The sequence below is a fragment of the Psychroserpens luteolus genome, from assembly GCF_021032705.1.
In the GTDB taxonomy this organism is placed as follows: domain Bacteria; phylum Bacteroidota; class Bacteroidia; order Flavobacteriales; family Flavobacteriaceae; genus Psychroserpens; species Psychroserpens luteolus.
Genome location: NZ_JAHVXI010000003.1, coordinates 120,540 through 140,776 on the forward strand (window position 1 = coordinate 120,540; position 20,237 = coordinate 140,776).

Annotated in this window: 11 protein-coding genes; 1 reads left to right on the forward strand and 10 read right to left on the reverse strand. The window is 34.0% G+C overall.

Annotated features, from left to right (window positions below; translation table 11 throughout):
* Positions 1-20: 20 nt before the first annotated feature.
* The 10 genes from KWG70_RS09495 to KWG70_RS09540 form a co-directional block, all read right to left on the reverse strand.
* The gene (locus KWG70_RS09495; protein ID WP_230935780.1) at positions 21-860 is read right to left on the reverse strand and encodes a PKD domain-containing protein; all 840 of its coding nucleotides are present in this window, start codon (positions 858-860) and stop codon (positions 21-23) included.
* Between the two features lie 15 nt (positions 861-875).
* Entirely contained in the window at positions 876-1,751 is an 876-nt protein-coding gene (locus KWG70_RS09500) for a glycoside hydrolase family 16 protein (RefSeq protein ID WP_230935781.1), read from the reverse strand.
* A gap of 26 nt (positions 1,752-1,777) precedes the next feature.
* Entirely contained in the window at positions 1,778-3,232 is a 1,455-nt protein-coding gene (locus tag KWG70_RS09505) for an Ig-like domain-containing protein (protein WP_230935782.1), read from the reverse strand.
* Between the two features lie 19 nt (positions 3,233-3,251).
* Positions 3,252-6,431 (reverse strand): glycoside hydrolase family 2 TIM barrel-domain containing protein, encoded by a 3,180-nt coding sequence (locus KWG70_RS09510; protein WP_230936066.1) that lies wholly within the window; start codon positions 6,429-6,431, stop codon positions 3,252-3,254.
* A 330-nt stretch (positions 6,432-6,761) separates the two neighbouring features.
* On the reverse strand, positions 6,762-9,563 hold the full coding sequence (locus tag KWG70_RS09515) for a helix-turn-helix and ligand-binding sensor domain-containing protein (RefSeq protein WP_230935783.1): 2,802 nt from the start codon (positions 9,561-9,563) through the stop codon (positions 6,762-6,764).
* 114 nt (positions 9,564-9,677) lie between these two features.
* Positions 9,678-11,123: an amidohydrolase family protein gene (locus tag KWG70_RS09520; protein ID WP_230935784.1), complete on the reverse strand. Its 1,446-nt coding sequence runs from the start codon at positions 11,121-11,123 to the stop codon at positions 9,678-9,680.
* Between the two features lie 37 nt (positions 11,124-11,160).
* Positions 11,161-12,144 carry a nucleoside hydrolase gene (locus tag KWG70_RS09525; protein ID WP_230935785.1) on the reverse strand — a complete coding sequence of 328 codons (984 nt, stop codon included), beginning with the start codon at positions 12,142-12,144 and terminating at the stop codon, positions 11,161-11,163.
* Positions 12,145-12,164: 20 nt separating this feature from the next.
* Positions 12,165-16,703, reverse strand: a complete 4,539-nt coding sequence (locus tag KWG70_RS09530) for a molybdopterin cofactor-binding domain-containing protein (RefSeq protein ID WP_230935786.1) — start codon at positions 16,701-16,703, stop codon at positions 12,165-12,167.
* A gap of 19 nt (positions 16,704-16,722) precedes the next feature.
* Positions 16,723-17,865, reverse strand: coding sequence for a hypothetical protein (locus tag KWG70_RS09535; RefSeq protein ID WP_230935787.1), 1,143 nt, complete (start codon positions 17,863-17,865; stop codon positions 16,723-16,725).
* Positions 17,866-17,892: 27 nt separating this feature from the next.
* A complete protein-coding gene (locus KWG70_RS09540; protein ID WP_230935788.1) occupies positions 17,893-18,636 on the reverse strand; it encodes a nucleoside deaminase in 744 nt (247 codons plus the stop codon).
* A 474-nt stretch (positions 18,637-19,110) separates the two neighbouring features.
* Between KWG70_RS09540 and KWG70_RS09545 the strand changes: the two genes are divergently transcribed.
* Positions 19,111-20,217, forward strand: a complete 1,107-nt coding sequence (locus KWG70_RS09545; RefSeq protein WP_230935789.1) for a helix-turn-helix domain-containing protein — start codon at positions 19,111-19,113, stop codon at positions 20,215-20,217.
* Positions 20,218-20,237 lie beyond the last annotated feature (20 nt).

A 20,237-nucleotide genomic window follows, 5' to 3' on the forward strand; every position in this document is an offset into this window, starting at 1 on the left:
TTTGTAAGCTGTATTGGTATTTATTGTTGAACTATTTCATCAAAGTAGTAAATGTCACCATCACAATCTGCGTTTCTTTCAAAATATATGATCATACTCTGAAAGGTTCCTGTAGGGACATCTGTGAAATCAAAAGTAAGTTCTTGCCATTCTCCGATTTGAGTGATATTAGCAACTCTATCTTGAGAAGGCTCAGTATTTGGAAATGGCATAAACTCTAAACGAAGGGTGACTTCAGTAATTTGAGTTTCTGCTAAAACCTTCATTGTAAACGTTTTATTAGATGTTGTAGAAAAATCTATTGAAGTTGCTAAACCAACACCAAGTCCAGCAAAGGTTTGACATCCTGTAGTTTTTTCATATCGTTGTACTTTACAACTTGAGTTTACAGCATCTATTACAGGGTTATCAACTATAAAACCAGCAGTATTTCCGAAAGCGTCAAATGTTGCATTTCCATTAGCATCTAAGAACGTCCAATTTATATCTCCATTTGCAGGATCAAGATTCTCAGCAGATTCATCGGTACAAACAGGAATATCTATAACAAATGTTTCTTGAAATGTATCTGCATTGCCATTAATATCAAATGCAGTTAAGGTTACTGTATATGTACCATTTTCATAAGTTACAGATGGCTCTGCTAATGTAGATGATGTTCCATTGCCAAAATCCCAAGAATAATTTACAGCATCGTTTGATACATTAATAAACGAAATAGTTCTTACATCAATATTGCTTAGAAATCTTGCATCTAATTCTATAACTTCTCCAGCACCTCCATCACCTTCACAACTTGTTAATCCAAAGGAAAAAATTGTTACGATTATGATACTTATTTTATATTTTAAAAATCTCATGTTTTTATATTTAAATTAATTGTACACTCTCACATAATCCACATACATGCGCTGTGGAAAAACTGTTTCTGCATTAGGAGCACCTGGTAAAGATCCACCTACAGCCATGTTGATAATAATGTAAAACGGACGATTAAACACCCATTCACCAGTATTTTGAGGAGCTCCCTCTTCTACTCCAATTGCTTCTTCTGCAGCATCTTGAGGAGTTAAAGTTTGATATAAATCTCCATCGACGTAATAATTGATATAGTTAGGTCCCCATTCTATTCCGAAAACATGAAATCCTGTATCAAAACGATCATTTTCAATCTCGTATTCTTTAGTTAATGCATCTCCAGCATTATACCCTGGACCATGAGCACTACCAAAGACTACAGTAGGGCGATTACCAACATATTCCATGACATCAATTTCTCCGCATTGTGGCCATGGGTTTTGATCACAATCGTTACCTAAAAGCCAAAATGCCGGCCAGATACCTTTTCCATATGGCAAACGAATTCGAGCTTCAAAGCGACCATATTGCTGTTCAAATAAGCCTTGAGTGGTTAATCTAGCAGAGGTGTAATTTGAGGATTCGAAAGCCTCTTCTCTTGCCGTTAATACTAATAATCCATTTTCTACAGTTACATTTTCAGGTCTATCAGTATAATATTGCAATTCATTATTACCCCAACCTGCTGGTAATCCTTGAGCGGTTCCATCTCCAATATCATAAGTCCACATTGACGAATCTGGAGTACCATCTATATCAAACTCATCTTGCATCACTAGGTTATTAAGTTGAGTTACTTCCTGAGTTTCGTCAGTATTACAAGCGCTTATCAATAGGGCTACCATAAATAATAGCACTAATTTTATCTTGTTAAATGATTTTATATATTTCATGTTCTTTTGTTTATAAATTATAGCCATTATTCATTGTAAAAATATACGTTATCTACCCATATATCTGAGATAGTTGCATCTGAAACGAAGAATAGTTGTCCTAAATTAGCAAGGTCTGAAAATCCTGAAAAGTTAGAAATTGGAATGTCTAGACTTAACCAACCATTTTCGTCAGTATTTCCTAAAGCAGTAGAATTCAATATAAAGTCCCCACTAGTAGTAGAACCAGTACCTGTTCCACTTTCAAGAGATAATCTTATAAAATCACCACCATCGATAGCTTCTCTTATATTAATATCTACATGTAAATGAGACATTGCACTTATATCAACTAAAGACACAGTTTCATAAGTTCCAATACTAACAAAGTTTAGCATTGTATAGTTTATAATATTATCAAGTCCACCTCCTGGTAAAGGCACTTGTAAATCAACATTATTAGGATCTGCTCCAGCACCACCTTGTGTAGTTGCAAATTGAAAGAAACCATTATAGTGTCTTACAGGAACATTTGTATATGCATCACTAAAGAGCGACACAACGTTTGCAGGGTCTCTAGTTGGAATAGGCGCGCTAGGGAATGGACCATTAGATGTGAGTTCTAAAGAACCTTCTGCTAAATTAGCACCAACACTAGCTGTAATAGTAGTAGTACCTACTCCAATAACTGTTATCTCACCCGATTCTGAAACTGTTGCTACAGATTCATTAGAAGATGAAAAGTCAAAGTAACTAGGAGCTGCATTAACTGTTTGATTGATGCCTGTCGGTAAATTAACGGTATATGAAGTTCCTGAAACCTGAATAGTAGAACCTACAAAAGCCTCTTGTACAAGAGAAGCACCACTAAAGATTTGGGGTACTTCTTGACCTAGAGTTCCTAGGGTTTCAAATCGTAGTTCGTCTATCCAAAATGTAAATCCAAAACCATTTGTGCTTTGTGTTCCAGCAGCAAAGAGAAACATTCCCTTTTCTTGAAGAAGCTTAGAAGGATCTGGGATAGGGATTATGTATTTTTTCCAATCAGTCGATAATTGAACATTAGGAAAACTTACAGCGTATTTATCCTCTACAAAATCGGTTCCAAAACCTGCTTCAACAATACCTGTTGTAGACCCTTTAGCCCAGAACGTTAAGGCATCATATTGTGTTAAATTTCTACCCGCTCCAGCATCTTCAAAAATTCCGCCTATAAACCCTCCGTCTGGATCATTAGGTGCAGGTACATCTATTCTAATTGATATGCTTCCTTCAAAAGCTTCACCATTATCAGTACCAAAACCATTGACATTTGCACCTGCAGCTGGGTCAAACGAATTAAAAAACTCTTCTGTAAGTCCTATTGGTGTATCTGTAAAAATATCACCTATAGTGGGAAATGTAGCTGGAACTGCGTCATCAGAAATATCTCTCTCACATCCATAAGTAAGAATTAGAATCAATCCTAATAAGAATGTATTGTTTAATTTGATTAATTTCATTGTTTTCATTGTTTCGTTTTTATTTTCCAATATTGATATGTACATAGGTTCTAATCTCCCACTCCGAACCATCAGGAAATCCAGCTGGACTTAATATTGGTTGTGGAGGAAAGTCATCAGTAAATGTGTTCGTAGGAGAATACCTTGGTGAGAATTGATCTAGAGCTCTCCATGTTCCTCTTATTCCAATTCGTGTACTTGGTAGAATAAACCAATCTGGTTTACCCAATGAGGTTGAAACGTCTAGCATTAATTGTAATGGGAATGTTAAGTTAAAATCCCTATGGTAATCGAAAGGTCCCCAATCATTAATTTTTACATGTGTTCGTAGACTCATTTTCTTGTAAATCATTCTGATATCTGCGCCAAAACGATCAATTGTTCTATCACTATCACCATTAGCTTGTCCATTTCCGTAGTAGAAATTACCAATCAACCCTAATTCTGGGCTAATTTTAGATACCATTCTAGAATGTAGCTCCCATAAGTCGTCAGCAGGTACTGATGTTGGGAATGCAAAAAATGTACGATTAGCTTGGAAACCAATATGAGCATCCATTGTTGTAGGAAGGTGGCGGAATACAAATCCTAAATTCATTGCAAATTTAGCGTCTTCGGCTCTATCATTATCCCACGAATACATCCATGTTCCAGGCGTTGGATCGTAGGTAAGTAATAATTCAGCTCCTGTGGTTTCTCTATTACCATTTCTTACCGCGAAAGGATCGCTAATAACATTTCTTAATCTCCCAGGTGCATCACCACCGTTGGGCATAGGGTCAACTAACGGTTTTTGATACATAAAGTTTGGTGCAATTTGAAAATCGCCAATTGTATATGTAAAACCACTTAAAATACTAGACACATTTCCACTACCTGAATCTCTCAATTTCCATCCCGTGAAGGTTTGAGTTTGATCGGCTCCACCATTAGCAACTAAGCCCATGATAGCACCTTGAGCATACCAATTAAACTTACCACCTCCATAAGTGATTTTTGCTTTAGCACCCCAATTGTCTTTGCCTTGTACTTGATCTAATACAACTTCTCCGTTGTCGATATCTTGATATGTACTACCATTTAATGGACTTCCACCCCAGATTGCCCCGAGTGTCACTCCTACTTTTCCAAAATCTCTTTCTACAACAAGTGTTGCGCGTTCTGTTGGCCACGCTGGTATAATACCACTTCGCACTTGATTGGCATCCAATACACGTTGACCGTTTTCATCAAATTCTAAATCGGTTTCAATATCTCTATGGTATATACCAGTAATTTCATAATTACCAACTTTACGTTGATACTTCAATAAAGCGGTTGGATTAGCTCCCCACCATAATTGAGGTCCGAATGCCGCTTTTAAACCATTAAGAGATCCTTTACCGTTGAATTCCATCCCAAGTATCTCACCATTATAAATATCTAAGTTTGGACCATAGTTAGCTTCAGGATACAATCCGAAGAAATCGCCTTCATATCCCCAATGGTAATGCCCAGTTCTGTAAAAACCTTTAATATCAGCATATTTTGTATTCCATTCGAATTCAGCATTATAAACTCTTAGTCTGTTAAAGTCATCGATTTCTACATCTAAATCATTTCCTCCTTCAACGCCAACAACAGTAATTGGTCTACCTACATTCTCATAAAATATTTCATCAATTGGGTTTTCTGCTACATTACCCAAAATATTAAAGTTTAAATTAGCTCTCATATTTGGTGCTGGATTACCTTCAATTCCAACGAAATACGACTGCATATGATCAAAACCTAATTGATTAGGAAACACATTGGCATTTGGGTCTTCAGTTTCAGGAGTAGTTATCAAACTCCCACCTGTACTAAATGTTGTAAAACGAGCACCTAGATTACTAATTCTTATTTTCTGACTTCCGCCGCCTCCTAAAGCAGCTTTATCTCCTCTTGCTCTGAGTACAGCGTCCATTAATTCAATATTATTAAAGTAATTTGACATGAACTCTGGAGTCATTTCAGGGTTATACGGATCTAATTTATGTACTTCTTTAAGCGCATAATAAGCAGCTCTAGGATATAATGTGTATAATCCTCTAGCATCTGTTGGTCCTTTTGCACAAATACCAAACCACTCTTCATTCATATTGAGATCACCTTCTTTTGCTTGATCTCTACTATATCCTCCATTTGGCCAAACAGCAACATTATCATGAACATCTAAGTTTTCAGTTTGTTTATATTTCCACCAACCATCACTGAATTGGAATGTAAAACCACCAATAGAATTATTAGCCTTACCCATTCCAGACGCATTTTCATATATGTCTTTCCAATTTCCAACATTGTAATAGGCTTGAGAATATTGATCTTCTTGATTATCACGTGCATTAAATGCATCACCACCAAATTCTGCAAATAGGATTGGTAAGTTTAATTTATCCTTAACTTCTTGAAAAGCATCACCAAACGAAACACCTCTATACATATTAGTACCATATATATCTATATCTGTACACTCATCTTTTACCAAATCTATATACAGTAAATCTCCATTACAAATTGCAACTGGATGAGATTGGTCTATAGCCTTAACTTCAAGAGTTGCATCATTGAATGCTTTATATAAAGCGCGAGCTGCTGCAATTTTATTAGGGTCTTCGGCACCATCAATGGGAATGGCTTCGGTTTCTGCACCAGTCCATGACAAATGATAGTTATTTTCATTACCTATCATATATAATAATAGTCCTGGTGTATTTTTATAAGTATTTGCCATATCTCTTGCTTCTTTCATCAAGATTTCTCTGGTGGCTTGATCTGCATAATTGGTTTGTGGAGTCCAGGCACCATCAATTGTTAAACCATAAGCACCAAACGTAATATTAAGCATCGTGTAGATACCATAGTTTTCATAGATATAGGTAATCCATTTAGGAGGAAGCCCATATGTTCTTATGGCATTAACTCCCATATTTTTAAGTAATGGCATTTCGCCATCTAGAGCAGCTCTAATAACGTCATCAGACTCTGCCCAAATACCAGCATCTGTAATTGTTGTCCCAATAGGTACATAATCCCAATTGACACCATTGACCATGAAATCTTTTCCATCCACTTTTAATTTCATTCCGTCATTACTTTTATCAACAACAACGTTGTTTGATTGAGCTAAAACTGAAAATGTTACTAGGAAAAGAAAGAGTACAAGAAAATTGTTCTTCATCATTTAGTTGTTTTTAAGTTAGTAATTAAAGGATTGGGCTTTATGGTTTTGATTAAAAACCTCTTCATTTCAATTTGGAAAATCTTACCACACCTTTTTAGGATACTTGATAGGTAAATGTAATCCTACATATTAATAAAATGCTAAAAATGACCTCAACAAAAAACATACATCGTAAAAAAAACGTCCATTTTTTGCGAAATACGCAGTTATCGTTCTGTTTAACACATATTAAAACTACGTTAAACAATACAACTACAACGATGTAATTTGTTAAAAAAACCTAAATGTATAGGAATTGTATAGGTGAAATAGCCAAGTGTATAGTGACTAAATTTCTAGAATATAATTTGTTAAGCTAGACTCGTGTGGTAATTCCATTTTTTTTCGAAGTCTATAGCGTTTAACTTCTACACTTCGTGATGAAATATTTAGTAAAGGAGCGATTTCTTTTGAAGACAGATTTAACCGCAAATATGCACAAAGTTTAAGATCATTAGGTGTTAATGACGGATGTTTTGCCTTTACTTTTTTCAAGAAATCCTTATCAGCATTATTAAATGCCTCTTCAAAAAATTTCCAATCGTCTGTATTGTTTAGGTTTTTATCAATAATCTTAATCACTGGATTTAAACCTTCAGTTTCATTGACACTTTTGAGTTCTTCTTTGATGTTATTTAAAAACTCGTTCTTTTTAATTAGACTCATAGTTGATATAGCCAGCTCACGATTTTTATTATCTATATCTTGTTTTAACTGCTCATTTCTTAACGACATCAGTTGTTGTTCATTCTCTAATTCTTTAAGCTCTAATTCTCGCTCGGCTTCTATAATTAGCTTCTCTTTCTGTTTCTTATAATTTCTTTTATAAACGTTATGCATAATAATTGAGAACGTCATTATTGACAGTACATAAAGAAAAACCATAAAATTGGACAAGTACCATGGTTTATCTATCGTGAATGAGTATTCGGCCACATTATCAGTCATTTGATTACCTACTCTACCTCTTACATAAAACGTATAGTCACCAAAAGGCAAATTTTTAAATAATTCTGAAGGAGAACTGGACCATGAGCTCCATTTATTGTAGTTTCCATCAAGTCTATATTGATATTCAGACTCTAGAAATTTATCAAATTCGGCAATACTATATGTAAATCCGAAATTATTATTCTTATTATGAAACTCACTTTTAGTAGTAGGTTCTATCATTTTACTCTCAGAATCCAATGCATAATTAGATATGGAGTTGATTTCTATACGGTAGGATTGGTTTCTCATCTTAGACAAGTCTACAATAATATATCCCGATGATGTTCCAATAAGATATTCTTGATTGTCAATAGGAATAATATTTTCATAGCCTGTTAAACTCTCCCTTAACTCACTAGATAATGGTATTCTATTAATTTGTGGTGTATCACTAAGGAGTCCAGGCGATATATAATTGACATTTCTTTTTGAAAAACTCCAAAGTTTATTAGGCGTATTGACCAATTTACCTGATACATACGTTTCTGTATTATAAACCTTACTTAAGATGGTGTCTTTTTGAAATGAATTAGATGAAACATCGTAAGAATAAATCCCTTGACTGTAGGCATACAATACATCTGAATTATATTTAATCAAACTAGAGTGCAGTCCTTTTTTAACAGAACTTTCCTTTTTCACCTTCAATACTTTAGTGTAATCATCATTAATATCCAATTTAAAAACGCCTTTATACTCATGACTTACAAACACCTGACTACTATCGAGTAGTTCAAAAAATTTAGATGAGATATCAAACCCGTCAATCTTATTTCTAAACTGCCATTCATTATTAACCTTTTGTAAAACGCTTAAACCAGCATAACTCCCTTTCAACAATAAATCTTCATTATTAGGCACTTGTTTTATTCTCCAAGTCCCATCAATATCTGATATTTCCTGTATACCTGTTTCGTTAATTACGAAAGTTCCAAGGTCATGACCACAAAAGAGTGTGTTATCATAAACTTCTAGACACCAGACCTGACCTTTGGTACCATCTACAAGTTTAAATTCTTCTAAAGAGTTGAGAGGTTTAACAAAAAGTCCTTGATTTGTCCCTAAATACAATTTATCATCATAGACTTTTGCTGCATGTACAGCACCCAATTGACCTTTTTTATCATCATATACTCTAAATGGTGATGAACTATTAATACAATTAATTCCATTATCTAAGCCCAACCATATATTATCGTTCTTATCTTCAAAAACAGAAAGCACTGTATTATTTGACAGTCCGTTATTTTGATTCAATGCATACGATATGTTTCCTTCTTTATTAAGATTAATAATTCCGTTGGAAATCGTGCCAATTGCAAAACTTCCATCCTCTAGCCTAACACTGCTATATACTGTAAGATTTGAAATGATGTCATTGGCTGGTATATTCCATTTAGACAATTGGTCATTATCATATACAAAAAATCCTTTTTGATTAGTTTGTATGATAAATTGGCCATCGATATTAAAAATATTTATAATTCTGTTAGATTTTAGAATATCATCATCTGAAAACAATGTTTCTTTACCATTTTCGATTTTAAATATTCCTTGATCCAATTTTTGATAATAAATAGTATTATTGACCTCAACCATCTTAGTCAAGGTTGTTTCAGAACTAATAATTTTGAATTCTTTCGAATTTGTATCATAACTATAGAGTCTATCTAAAGATTGAAATATTATAAACTTGTCTAAAGCTATAATATTCCAAACCTGTTCATCTTCAATCATTGGAGATGGAAGATCTTTAGATAATGACGTATAGGTTAATTGATTAAAACTATTACGTTCCCAATAGCCGAACTCCATGTAACAGCCTGTATATATTTTATCTCCAACAGCTTTAACCGAACGCAATATGGTTTGATTAGGAGTTTCATATAACTTCCATTCGGCGCCATTAAACTCTAATAGACCAATATTATTAGCAACATAGATGTAATCATTGTCGGATTGAGTAATAGACCAATTTTGAGTTTCGGCCTTGTAAACATCGGGTGGATAGATTTGTATAGGTAGGATTTCCTGCGCACTAGCAAGAACACCTATTGAAAAACTGATAAAAATTAGTACATTTCGAATTATTGACATCTGTAGCTAGAAAATTGAATTGTGTACAATATACGATTTTGTATGGTTTATATAAATAGTAAATTACAACCTATACAAATGATTTTCGTCATAAATCAATTTTAGCAAATAAAATTAATGCCTTAACTGTTCAGCTATTTTATGTTCAAATTCTAAGAATTGTTCATTTAATGTATTTAGAGATTTCTTCTTATCATTCTCATTCATGAATGAATAATGTATACTGTTATAGACATACTCTTTTATTTTTTCGTACGAAGGTTTATAAGTAGAAGCCAATAGCATATATTCATTAGATAAATTATTTCTTGAGACACCAGAGTCATCAGTTGAAATAACCAAAGGCACCTCAAAACTAGAGTAAATTAAATACGGATGTTCTCTCCCTTCAACACCAAGTATAAATTTATTACTTGTTAAATTTATTTCAATTGCCGATTGGTCCTTTAATTTTGATAATAATTCGTAAGAATCTTTTTCGTATGGTAAATCAACTCCATGACCTATTCGCTGAGCTTGAGCTATGTCTAAGGCTTGGTTAATGTGAAATAATAGATTTTTAGGTCTCACCATCCCTGAAGTCAATTCTCCTGCGTGTAAAGCTCTATTAACATCTGGATGTTTTCTTTTTAGATAATTGAACATTTGCATGTGCAGTGTATAGTCTTTAAGAGCAGTATGATTATTCTCAGGAGCTACAATATTAACACCTACCAGTAGCGGTGATTTTGTAGCTGCAACATATGCCGAAAGAAGGTCTGTATATACTTGTAACGGCTCTAATACCCTAACACCATAGCTTTGAAATCGCATTGTGAAATTTTCAGTATCTATACCATTATGATCTTTTGTGAACTTATCTACAAACTCAACAATCTCCTCATCAAACGATTTATTATTAAAATATATCGAGTCTATATCTTTCAATATGTTATCAACTTCTTGCTGAGTTTTTGCCTTTCTTAATAAGGCATTAAAATTATTATCTACAGAAAAATAGTCCTCACTAGATACGCCAACAGCACTTAGCATAGTCTCTATATATGAGACATTTTCGTTAATGGCTCTTTCTTTTAATATATTAAGTCCTACATCCATATATTCATCGGAAACAGCTCCGAAATAACCAAAAGTGTTGAAAAACTGTAAATCTGGCGGTTGTTCAGAATGATTATGATTACCAAAATCTAAATCAGACCACAGCTCTAATAATTGTCTATAAAGCATTGTATTCTCTATAACTTCGTCTACTGTAAGTAATTTGCAGGTTTCAGCTTTAGTTTTGTCAGTAATTATTTTTAAACTACAACTATCAATTCTCCAATCTTTCTGTTTTACCCAATTCAAATAAGTTTCAGCATATATAGATCCAGTATAATGATGATGAATATCCCCACCTTTGGGCATGTTAGTAAAAAATTGATTAAGCTTTGCAATGTCATTCTTTTCTATCATCATTTCATAGAACTCAGATGTCGCCTCAAAATCAGATTTTTCTTTAGGCTTATTACAGCTTAATATGCAAAGGCAAAAACTTAATAATACAATAGTGTTTTTCATAAGATTGGTTTATTTTTTTACAGCTACTGCAATAGCTCTAAACATTCATTTTTAATTGTCCCAAAACATAATCATAAAATGCATCTGAATTTTTCATATTGAAATACACAGATTGGGGGTTTCTATTTTCCATTTGATGGATCCAACCTTGAGTATCATTGCCCCATTCGTCTATTGTTAATGATATTTCTTCAGGATCAGCAAATATTGTACTTGCAGAAGTTCCTAAAAAACAAGTGGCTAAAGTGTTCCACATTTCATAAAATGGTTCATCCTTAACCAAGCCATAGGCCTCGCTAACAAATTGTGACAGATTATACGTCTTTGCTTGAGAAGCCAAAGCTGTTTTGAATTTATCAGTAATCTTTGCTTTATCTGTGATATCTAAAGGAAACATATGCACACCACTAAACCGATCGAACATTTCGTTAACAGCAAAAGGGTCCCAAAACGCATTCCATTCGGCTTTATCATTTGCTATTTCTCGTGGTATAGACACTGTTTTGTCATAGAGATTTCCTTTAACAAATATCGCTCCACCCATCCAAATAACATCTTTAATACCTTTAATAAGTTCTGGGCGTTTTTTTAGAACGTTAGTAATTGCCGTAATTGGACCTGTTGCTAATACAACCACAGGGTCTTGCATTATCATTGCTTCCAATAATAATGTCTCTATCATTTCTTCTCCCGATTGATAAGGAGGTTCTACATGGCTTTTATAAGGATATAGAGATTCTATGGTTCCCATGGTAATACAATCTTTTCGATAAGCCCATGGGAAAGCATTCCATCCACGCGACATGCTTAAGGTTAATGGAATGCCTTTTTTATCTAAACCGAGAAATTGGTGGACCTTACTTGATGTGTCCATAGCAGGAGTTGCAATACAATCTGCATTTGTTACTACGATACCTTTTATTTCAATATTTGGCATTGAGCTTAGTACTGCAGTTGAAACAAAATCATCTATAGCGGCACTATGGTTAAAAATTACTGGTGTTGGTTTTGATGTTGTCATATCTTTATTTTTACAAATGTTTATTTAAGAGTCATATCTTTTAATGCTACATGGCAAGCTGTTTGAATTTTGCTTATTGTAGCTGGTGCTGTCATTTCTACCCATCCATCATATCCAACTTCTTTGTAAAAAGCTAGTATAGCTTGCTTGATGGCAAAGAACACTGAATTTGCAAGAACTAATGGTGGCTCTCCAATACCTTTAGATGATTTGACTGCTCTTGCTGCCAGTTTTGGGTCAAGTCTTTCTGAAGGTGTTAATCTGTCATCAAAAATTGAAATTCTAAAATCTGTAGGAATGGATTTTGCTCCAGGTGGTTTGTAATCCCAGGTATTCACTGAGGTAATTGCGTTTTTTGGAATCCCTTTTATTGGAGCTTCTTTTGGCCCTTGTTTAATTAATTCTTCGGTTGTTAAATAACCTAATCCTTGGATAAATGCTCCTTCTAATTGACCAACATCTATTAATGGATTAAGACTTTTTCCTAGATCAAATAAGATATCAGTACGCTTAGTTTCAAATTCTCCCGTAAGGATATCTACTTCAACCTCACTTACTGCTGCTGAGTAAGTAAAATAAAAGAATGGTCTTCCAATTGGATGTGTATTATCTACAACTTCATGATGAGGCGCTCTATACCTGGCTGATTCACTCAAATTTATTCTACTAGTATAAGCCCATTCAATAATCAATGGCCATACATGAGACCAATGATCTCTCCAATTACGCACAATAGTTTTAACCTTTAAAACATCTTCAGAATCTCCTTCATCTGATTCAGCAAAATACAAGGCATTTTCTTCAAGCTCAACACACATCTGCTCTAAGCGCGCTCTTAATGCCATACATGCTTTTTGAACAGCTCCACCGTTAAGATCTGATCCTGTTGATGCCGCTGTAGCAGAAGCATTATTAACAATATTTGTATTTGTTTCTGCCATTTTAATATACTCAATAGGTATCCCTAAGGTTTTAGACGCTATTTGTGCCATTTTAGTTTGAATACCTTGTCCCATTTCAACACCTCCATGATGCACTAAAACTGAACCATCTCCAGAATAAATAAGAACGTATGCACCACCTTGATTTAAAGCTCCTCTCGGACCATTAAATGAAATACCATATTTTAAAGGAATCATAGATATTCCTCTCTTCTTCCATTTATTATTGGCATTAAAGTCATTAATATCTGTTTTCCTTTTTTCAAAATCTGAAGACGTCTTCAAATCTGTCCATATCTGATTAATATTATTCCACTTTAGCCCTGTTAAATAAGGCGTATAATCATAAGATGTGGTACTAAAATCTTTTAGAGTTATAAGTCTATCAATATTTGATGGCCCAATGAAAGCTTCAATATTATGTGTGTTAATGGCCTTTTCTAATTCAAGTTCATCTTTATAAGTTTCGCCTTGCAAAGCCCTTAAACTGTGTAGTGTTGATTTATCAAAGCCATACGTCTCTAAAACATCTAAAGTCCAGTCTGTAATTTCAAAACTGCCCCATTTAACTTGGCCATCTTTATACAAATTCAATTCTCTAAGTTTTTCCGGACTTATACCACATTCAAAAGCTGTTTTTTCAATACACTCTTCAAGTATATTCATACTTTGTACTAAACCAAAGGCTCTAAATGCTGTACTACTAATCTCATTAGTCTGACACACATTTCCTGTGACTTTTAAGTTTTTTATGTTATAGGCGTTATCAGCACTTAATACTGATAAATCCATCACTGGAAACGACAGATCATATGTATTTCCTCCATTAGAAACATAGTTCATCACCATACCTGTTATTTTTCCAGATGGTTCAAATTGGGTTGCAAAATGACCATAAAAAGGATGTCGGTTTCCGCACATAATAAAATTCGTTTCTCGAGTCATTTTTAAACGTACTGGACAATTGTGCTTACTGGAAGCGATAGCAATTGGACCCGATATAAATCGTGCACGAGATTGTCTACCTCCAAAGCCGCCTCCCAATCGTTGTACAACTACTTTTACGTCGGAAGCGTCTATGCCAAGTATACTGGCAACCACACTCTGATCATCTGCCAAATTTTGCGTTGTAGAATACAGTATCATGTCTTTATTTTCTCCCGGAATAATTAGACCAGTCATGGTTTCCATGTAGAAATGGTTTTGATATCCTGTAGATTGTTTTCCAGAAGCAAAACCTTTTTTAGAATTGACGTTACCACTTATATGTTTTTCTAAGGTATTTATAACATCTTGTTTACTACCAGGTCTTAGCATTTCCTCTATATGTGTTAAACCTGGATTTGTACTAGGTGCCTGAGGGAAATAATGTTTCTCTTTTAAGGCTTCTTCAATATAAATACCAGGATACTCAGAATATACTATACAATGTTGTCTAACATATTCGGCAATGGTATTTGATTGTGTTTCTGTACTTGCTAAAACAATAGCAAGAGGTGCTCCTATTGTAGATATTTCTCTAGGAGAAAAAATATCGGAGTGTTCTCCTTTTTCAAGAATTATTGATGGGATATCATCATCTTCAGAAGGCACAAATAAAGGATCATCAAGTCCAGCTCCTCCCCAATTATTTATTTGATTATCGCTATGAATATCCTTATAGGTAATCAAATCAACAAAACCCAAATACTTATTGTCTAGAAAGTTTATTAACTCTTGCAGACCTACTTTTTTCTTATTAGGCAAACAGTAATGAAAAGTTCCTCTAGAAATAGTACTATACACAAAAGCTGCTTCTAAGGTATTTGGAGGAGTTAGTACACTTGAGGTATATATGGCCTCACCAGTAGCTTGCATAAAAGCTGAAAGCTTTACAAACGGAGCAGATACAGGCAACTCTTCTTCATAAGAATTGTAAAACTGAATTCCAGATGAAACTTCATTATTTAAAGGATTGTTTAAAGACGTTATTTTTGCTGGCACCTCTATATCACGTTGTTTACATACAGCAATAAAAAATTTGTAGAATAAAGAGGATACTAATTGTTGGCGGTATGAAAATGATATTTGGTCTATTTCTATGCTTTCATTTGAATCGTTCTTTGGAGGTGCATAGCTTTTAATTTCATCTGCAATATGATGCAGTGTATGGCTTAATGTATCTTCGTTCCATTCCTTTCCTATTAATGCCTCAGATACACTAGATAACAATATTGGTGTAAACTTCAATCCTTCGGATGTATCCTTATAATCTGCATGAATACCATTTACTACAAAACGACTTGAGGCGATCTCCTCTTTAGCATTAAATGTAACTCTAAATCCAGCATTTACAATGGCATGACAATCTTCTACACGTCGTCGAATTTTAAAAGTCTTGATATAATCATTCGTTTGAGTAAACGGTATTGTTATTGAATAATAAAACGCATTTTTACTTAATTCTGAAGCTTTTGGTAAATCAAGAATAGGAAAAGTAAACGTTTCATTATTGGTTTTTACAGTCACTGTCGCTTCAAGTGTTGCTAACACCAATACTAAATCGGAAAGAAACCCTTTATTGGTTCCAATAAAAATATTCCCAGCCAAAGTAGCTTCATTTCGTACCTGGAGATTCGCCACTTTATGAAGGTGTTCGCTTAAAGCTATCAAACCTTTAGATTTATTTTTGTCTTGCTTTTCTATTTCAGTTTGAAGTATTTCTAAAAATCGAGACAGCGTAATTTGCCCTCCTACTGTAAGACTGCTTTCGGTTGACTTAACAGATTGGAGTTCGGTTATTTTAGAAATATCAATACTACATTTAGGATCTTGGTAGGATTCATTATAATTAGCTTTGGTAGGATAAATTCCAACGGCTGTATTACCACTCATTAACTGAAGATTAGGGCCAACTGGACCATATTTATCCAATAAATCAAATAATTGTGATGCTATAGTTGGCCTGAAATAGTTATACATATCATTTGAAAAATGAATGCTTTCAGGGTTTTCCATATACTGAACAAAGCCTTTCGGAATGGTAACCTTTGTAGAATGAGGTGCTTCCTTTGGTTTATAGTTTGGATCTAATTTTATTTCGGGTATATGCTTAGGCGGCTTATAATCACAAGCTAGTTTTTTAAAACCATCTAAGATTGGACGATAACCTGTACATCGACAAATATTACCATCAAACAAATCTTCGACTTCCTTTAAAGTAGGTTTTGCATCTTCTTGCATTCTGGTAAACATATTCATCACAAAACCAGGTGTGCAATAACCACATTGCGATCCATTATTAGCTGCAATAGTCCATTGCACTTCATCTACGGCTGTTTTGACATTTCCAATACCTTGAGTTGTTGTAATCAATGTACCATCCAAAGAAGATAGTGGACGTAAACAAGCATTAATTGCACGATGAATCATTTTGCATTGAGCACTATCATAACTCGTTAGCATCACTGTACAAGCACCACAACCTCCTTGTCCGCAAGCAATTTTAGTTCCGCCTTTACCTATCTCAGGCAAGTGTAAAAAATCTATCAATCGCATTTTAGGAGACACCTTAAATAGTGTCATTTTTTTACCATCGAGATAGAACGTGAGTTTATTTTTATACTCAGAAGCTTCCATATAACTAGTATTGATTATTTTAATGAGGACATGTATCGGACGTCGCTGGTGCTTTATTAGAAGCACTCATATGTGGACATACAACATCTTGCATTACCGGACCTAATAAATCTACCTGACCAGATAGGTCATCTCTTGGCTGACTATGATCAGTTAGAATCATAGCTGCAGCAGATCTATCTTCTAAGATTCTAGCTAAAAAATGTAAGGCAGGGTCTACATCTGTAAGGTTGGTAACAATCAAAAGATGTTCATCTAAGGCTTCTTCTTTATCTGCCATCTCAGGTAAAATACATTGTGCAATTGAATTTAATTTTCGAGTTACCCATTCTCCTTGCACTATAACATATAAATTCTTCCAATCTTCTTCTGAAAATGTGTTTCTCCATGTTTTCATCAATGAACTTATCCCTAATTGCTGAGTTGATGCTGCAATGACTTGGGATTGTACAATAAGTTTATAAAGTGTATCATCTGGATTATCATTATCATCACTGGACATATTACACCATTTTTGAAATACTTCTGCAGGAGATTCGTCATCACTTAATTTCAAAGCTGTGTTATCGACAAAATCAATTGAAGATTTCAATAAATCTTTCATTACTTTTATAATATGAGGTACAACTGTACTTTCATCTACATGTGGTGGTGCATCATCAAATTCACCAGTAACATTGTTTAAATCTAACACCAATTTCTTCTTTAATGTGTCATCAATTTGATAGCCCTCTTCAACATCTATATCGTCTATTGTTGATAAGGCTTTTGCCAATACATTTCGATAATCTTCCATTGGTGCTCTCCAGCCTTGATTTTTAGGATCTGTACTATAGGGGCCAAAACATCCAAAAATACCAAGAGGTGCATGAGCAATAGATTTGGCCATATAAAACAGTCTTGCAACAGGTTCTACAGTATATCTTGCCTCTTCACCATATTCATTTCTAACTAAAGTGAATTTTCCACCACCAGGTGTGAATTGAGCAACAATTACAGGTTGGAATTTTGTCAAGTCGGCCTGGACTTTATCTTGTAAATCGTCCATATGCGCCAGCATTTCTGTATCCACTTTAATGACATTGGCAATAGCTTCTGCGTTTAAACTTGAATCAACAATTGAGATATGATCTTTCCAGTTAAATTTTGAATTCGTTTCCATTTGAAATAATGTTTTTAGTTTTTCAGGTTAATAATCAGTGTGAGGTACAACTTTCCATGTATTAAAAGCATCAAGTGAGTTTGGAGTGCTACATTGAAATACTTTCATCTGCCTTTGATAATAGGGTTTAGACAGTTCATTATAAATTTCTTCATCAGAAAAATTGACACCTTGAACTGCAGCATCATAACGTGTCGCAGAAAAATACATGTGCTGCAAACTGGCCCAACTAATGGCCGAAAAACACATAGGACAAGGCTCTGCAGAACTAAAAATCACACAATGAGAGGTTGCGCCTTTTTGAGGTAATTTTGAATGCTCCTTTTCTATTTTAGATAAATCAAATACACCTAGGGATGCACAAACACTACGAATGGTCATCACTTCGGCATGAGCGGTTGGATCATTTATGGCCGTCACTTGATTATGGTTTTTCCAATACCGTATTATTTCTTGAGTGTCATCATCAATTTGAACAATTACTGCTCCAAATGGTCCACCTTCTTCCCCTATCGATTCTCTAGCTTCATCACAAGCCATTTCAATCCATTTATTACTTTTAATTCGTATTTTTTCATAAACTTCATCTACAATAATATTCGCTGTTTGCGCCGGAAAATATTTGCATTGATCATGATCTTCTAAGGTACACTTCGGAACAAGTCCGCTCCATGGTTGTGTTGCCGACGGATCAACAGGGTCATGCTCTACATGAAATATTTCACCGTTCCCAGGAATGGGCTGTGATAAGTAAGGCTTTTTTTGGTACATAATTTTTAATTTATTTAAACTTGAATGTATTAGTCTTTTACTATTTAATCTACCACAAGAATAAGTCTTAACACCACTTACTTTTGATAATAGTGTCTCAAAAAAATCCTAGAATTACTTTATAAATTATCAAGTAAAATAAAGATGATTTTTATAGACTAAATACTGTTGTAATTATTAAGATCTAAGCTTGGCTGAACTGGGAGTCATCTCAAAGGTATAGCATTGCATAATGTCAAACAATAGGTATATATACCTGAATTCGATACCATGTTTTTTCTAAAATTGGTGTCTAAATAAACCTTTGAAATAATGTGATAGCTATTGATAAAGGCTTGTAATTACGCTCTAGTAGGAAAAATCTTGTTCCTACTATTTTCTACTACTAATATATTGGCAACAGCACCTTTTTAAAGATTCTCTGTAACAATTTTAGATAATCCGTGTCATTATTTAAAGTAACCTTATGTTGTTATGGGGAATTTGAAAATTTGGACGATTATATTTCTATGCATTGCAGTGCAAGGCTTTTTTTTGAGCTTTTTGATTGCGACACGTAAAAATCAAAACAATAAACAAATTGATTTCTTTTTAAGTGCCTTCATTGTAGTATTCTCTATTATAATGTTGTTCTGGGTTGGTCATTGGAACGACTTATTTAATGAACACAGTATATTCACTTATATCTATAGACCAATCCCTCTTTTGTTGGGACCATTTCTATTTTATTATGTGAAACGCTTTTTCGGAAAAGTAATCTTAAAAGATGTTATTCACCTTGTGCCTTTTATTCTAATTGTTTTATACTTCTTGCCTCTGTATTTAAATTTCAATACATCTGAAGATATTACAAGTCTTCTTTGGAAATGGGATATTCTGGGTACCTTTATTGCAACATTAAATACTGTATCTATTCTATTCTATAGTATTTACCTGTTTGTTTTTTATGGAATCAGAAGAAAATCCCAAACTTCAAAATTTAAGTACGAAACTCTAAAACTACTTCGACTAATAATTACCTTTTTTAGTGTCTTTTCATTCGTCGCTCTCATCAACTTATGGGTTAGAATGACACTCTCAAATCATCCCATAATCATAGACTTTGCATTGGCATTATTGATAAGTTTATTTATTTATGCCATTGGATATTTAGGATTCAATGCATCTTCATTCATGCAAAATTTTGATAAAAATATTTCGAAAATGTATTCGGGTTCAAGTTTAAATGCAAATGATGCACAGCTCCTATTATCCAATATCATTTCTCATTTAGAACAACACCAATCCTATTTAAATGAAGATTACAAGATTAGCCAACTATCCAATGAAACTAATATTTCTTCTCATCATATATCTGAACTACTTAATAAGTACTACAAAAAAAGTTTTTCTGATGTCATCAACGGTTATCGCATTGAAGAAGCCAAAAGATTATTGACTTCTGAAGATTATCGCAATAAAAAAGTATCCTCTATCGGTTTCGATGTTGGTTTCAATTCTCCTTCCACATTTTATTCGTGGTTTAAAAAAATTACTGGGACTTCTCCAGCCAATTTTCAGAAGAACAATTCATTTCATTGATTAGTCCCATAGTGATTAAA

Excerpts from the sequence above, each read along its gene's own strand:
- KWG70_RS09495 (WP_230935780.1), bottom strand. The coding sequence starts at position 860 with ATGAGATTTTTAAAATATAAAATAAGTATCATAATCGTAACAATTTTT.
- KWG70_RS09500 (WP_230935781.1), bottom strand. The coding sequence starts at position 1,751 with ATGAAATATATAAAATCATTTAACAAGATAAAATTAGTGCTATTATTT.
- KWG70_RS09505 (WP_230935782.1), bottom strand. The coding sequence starts at position 3,232 with ATGAAATTAATCAAATTAAACAATACATTCTTATTAGGATTGATTCTA.
- KWG70_RS09510 (WP_230936066.1), bottom strand. The coding sequence starts at position 6,431 with ATGAAGAACAATTTTCTTGTACTCTTTCTTTTCCTAGTAACATTTTCA.
- KWG70_RS09515 (WP_230935783.1), bottom strand. The coding sequence starts at position 9,563 with ATGTCAATAATTCGAAATGTACTAATTTTTATCAGTTTTTCAATAGGT.
- KWG70_RS09520 (WP_230935784.1), bottom strand. The coding sequence starts at position 11,123 with ATGAAAAACACTATTGTATTATTAAGTTTTTGCCTTTGCATATTAAGC.
- KWG70_RS09525 (WP_230935785.1), bottom strand. The coding sequence starts at position 12,144 with ATGACAACATCAAAACCAACACCAGTAATTTTTAACCATAGTGCCGCT.
- KWG70_RS09530 (WP_230935786.1), bottom strand. The coding sequence starts at position 16,703 with ATGGAAGCTTCTGAGTATAAAAATAAACTCACGTTCTATCTCGATGGT.
- KWG70_RS09535 (WP_230935787.1), bottom strand. The coding sequence starts at position 17,865 with ATGGAAACGAATTCAAAATTTAACTGGAAAGATCATATCTCAATTGTT.
- KWG70_RS09540 (WP_230935788.1), bottom strand. The coding sequence starts at position 18,636 with ATGTACCAAAAAAAGCCTTACTTATCACAGCCCATTCCTGGGAACGGT.
- KWG70_RS09545 (WP_230935789.1), top strand. The coding sequence starts at position 19,111 with ATGGGGAATTTGAAAATTTGGACGATTATATTTCTATGCATTGCAGTG.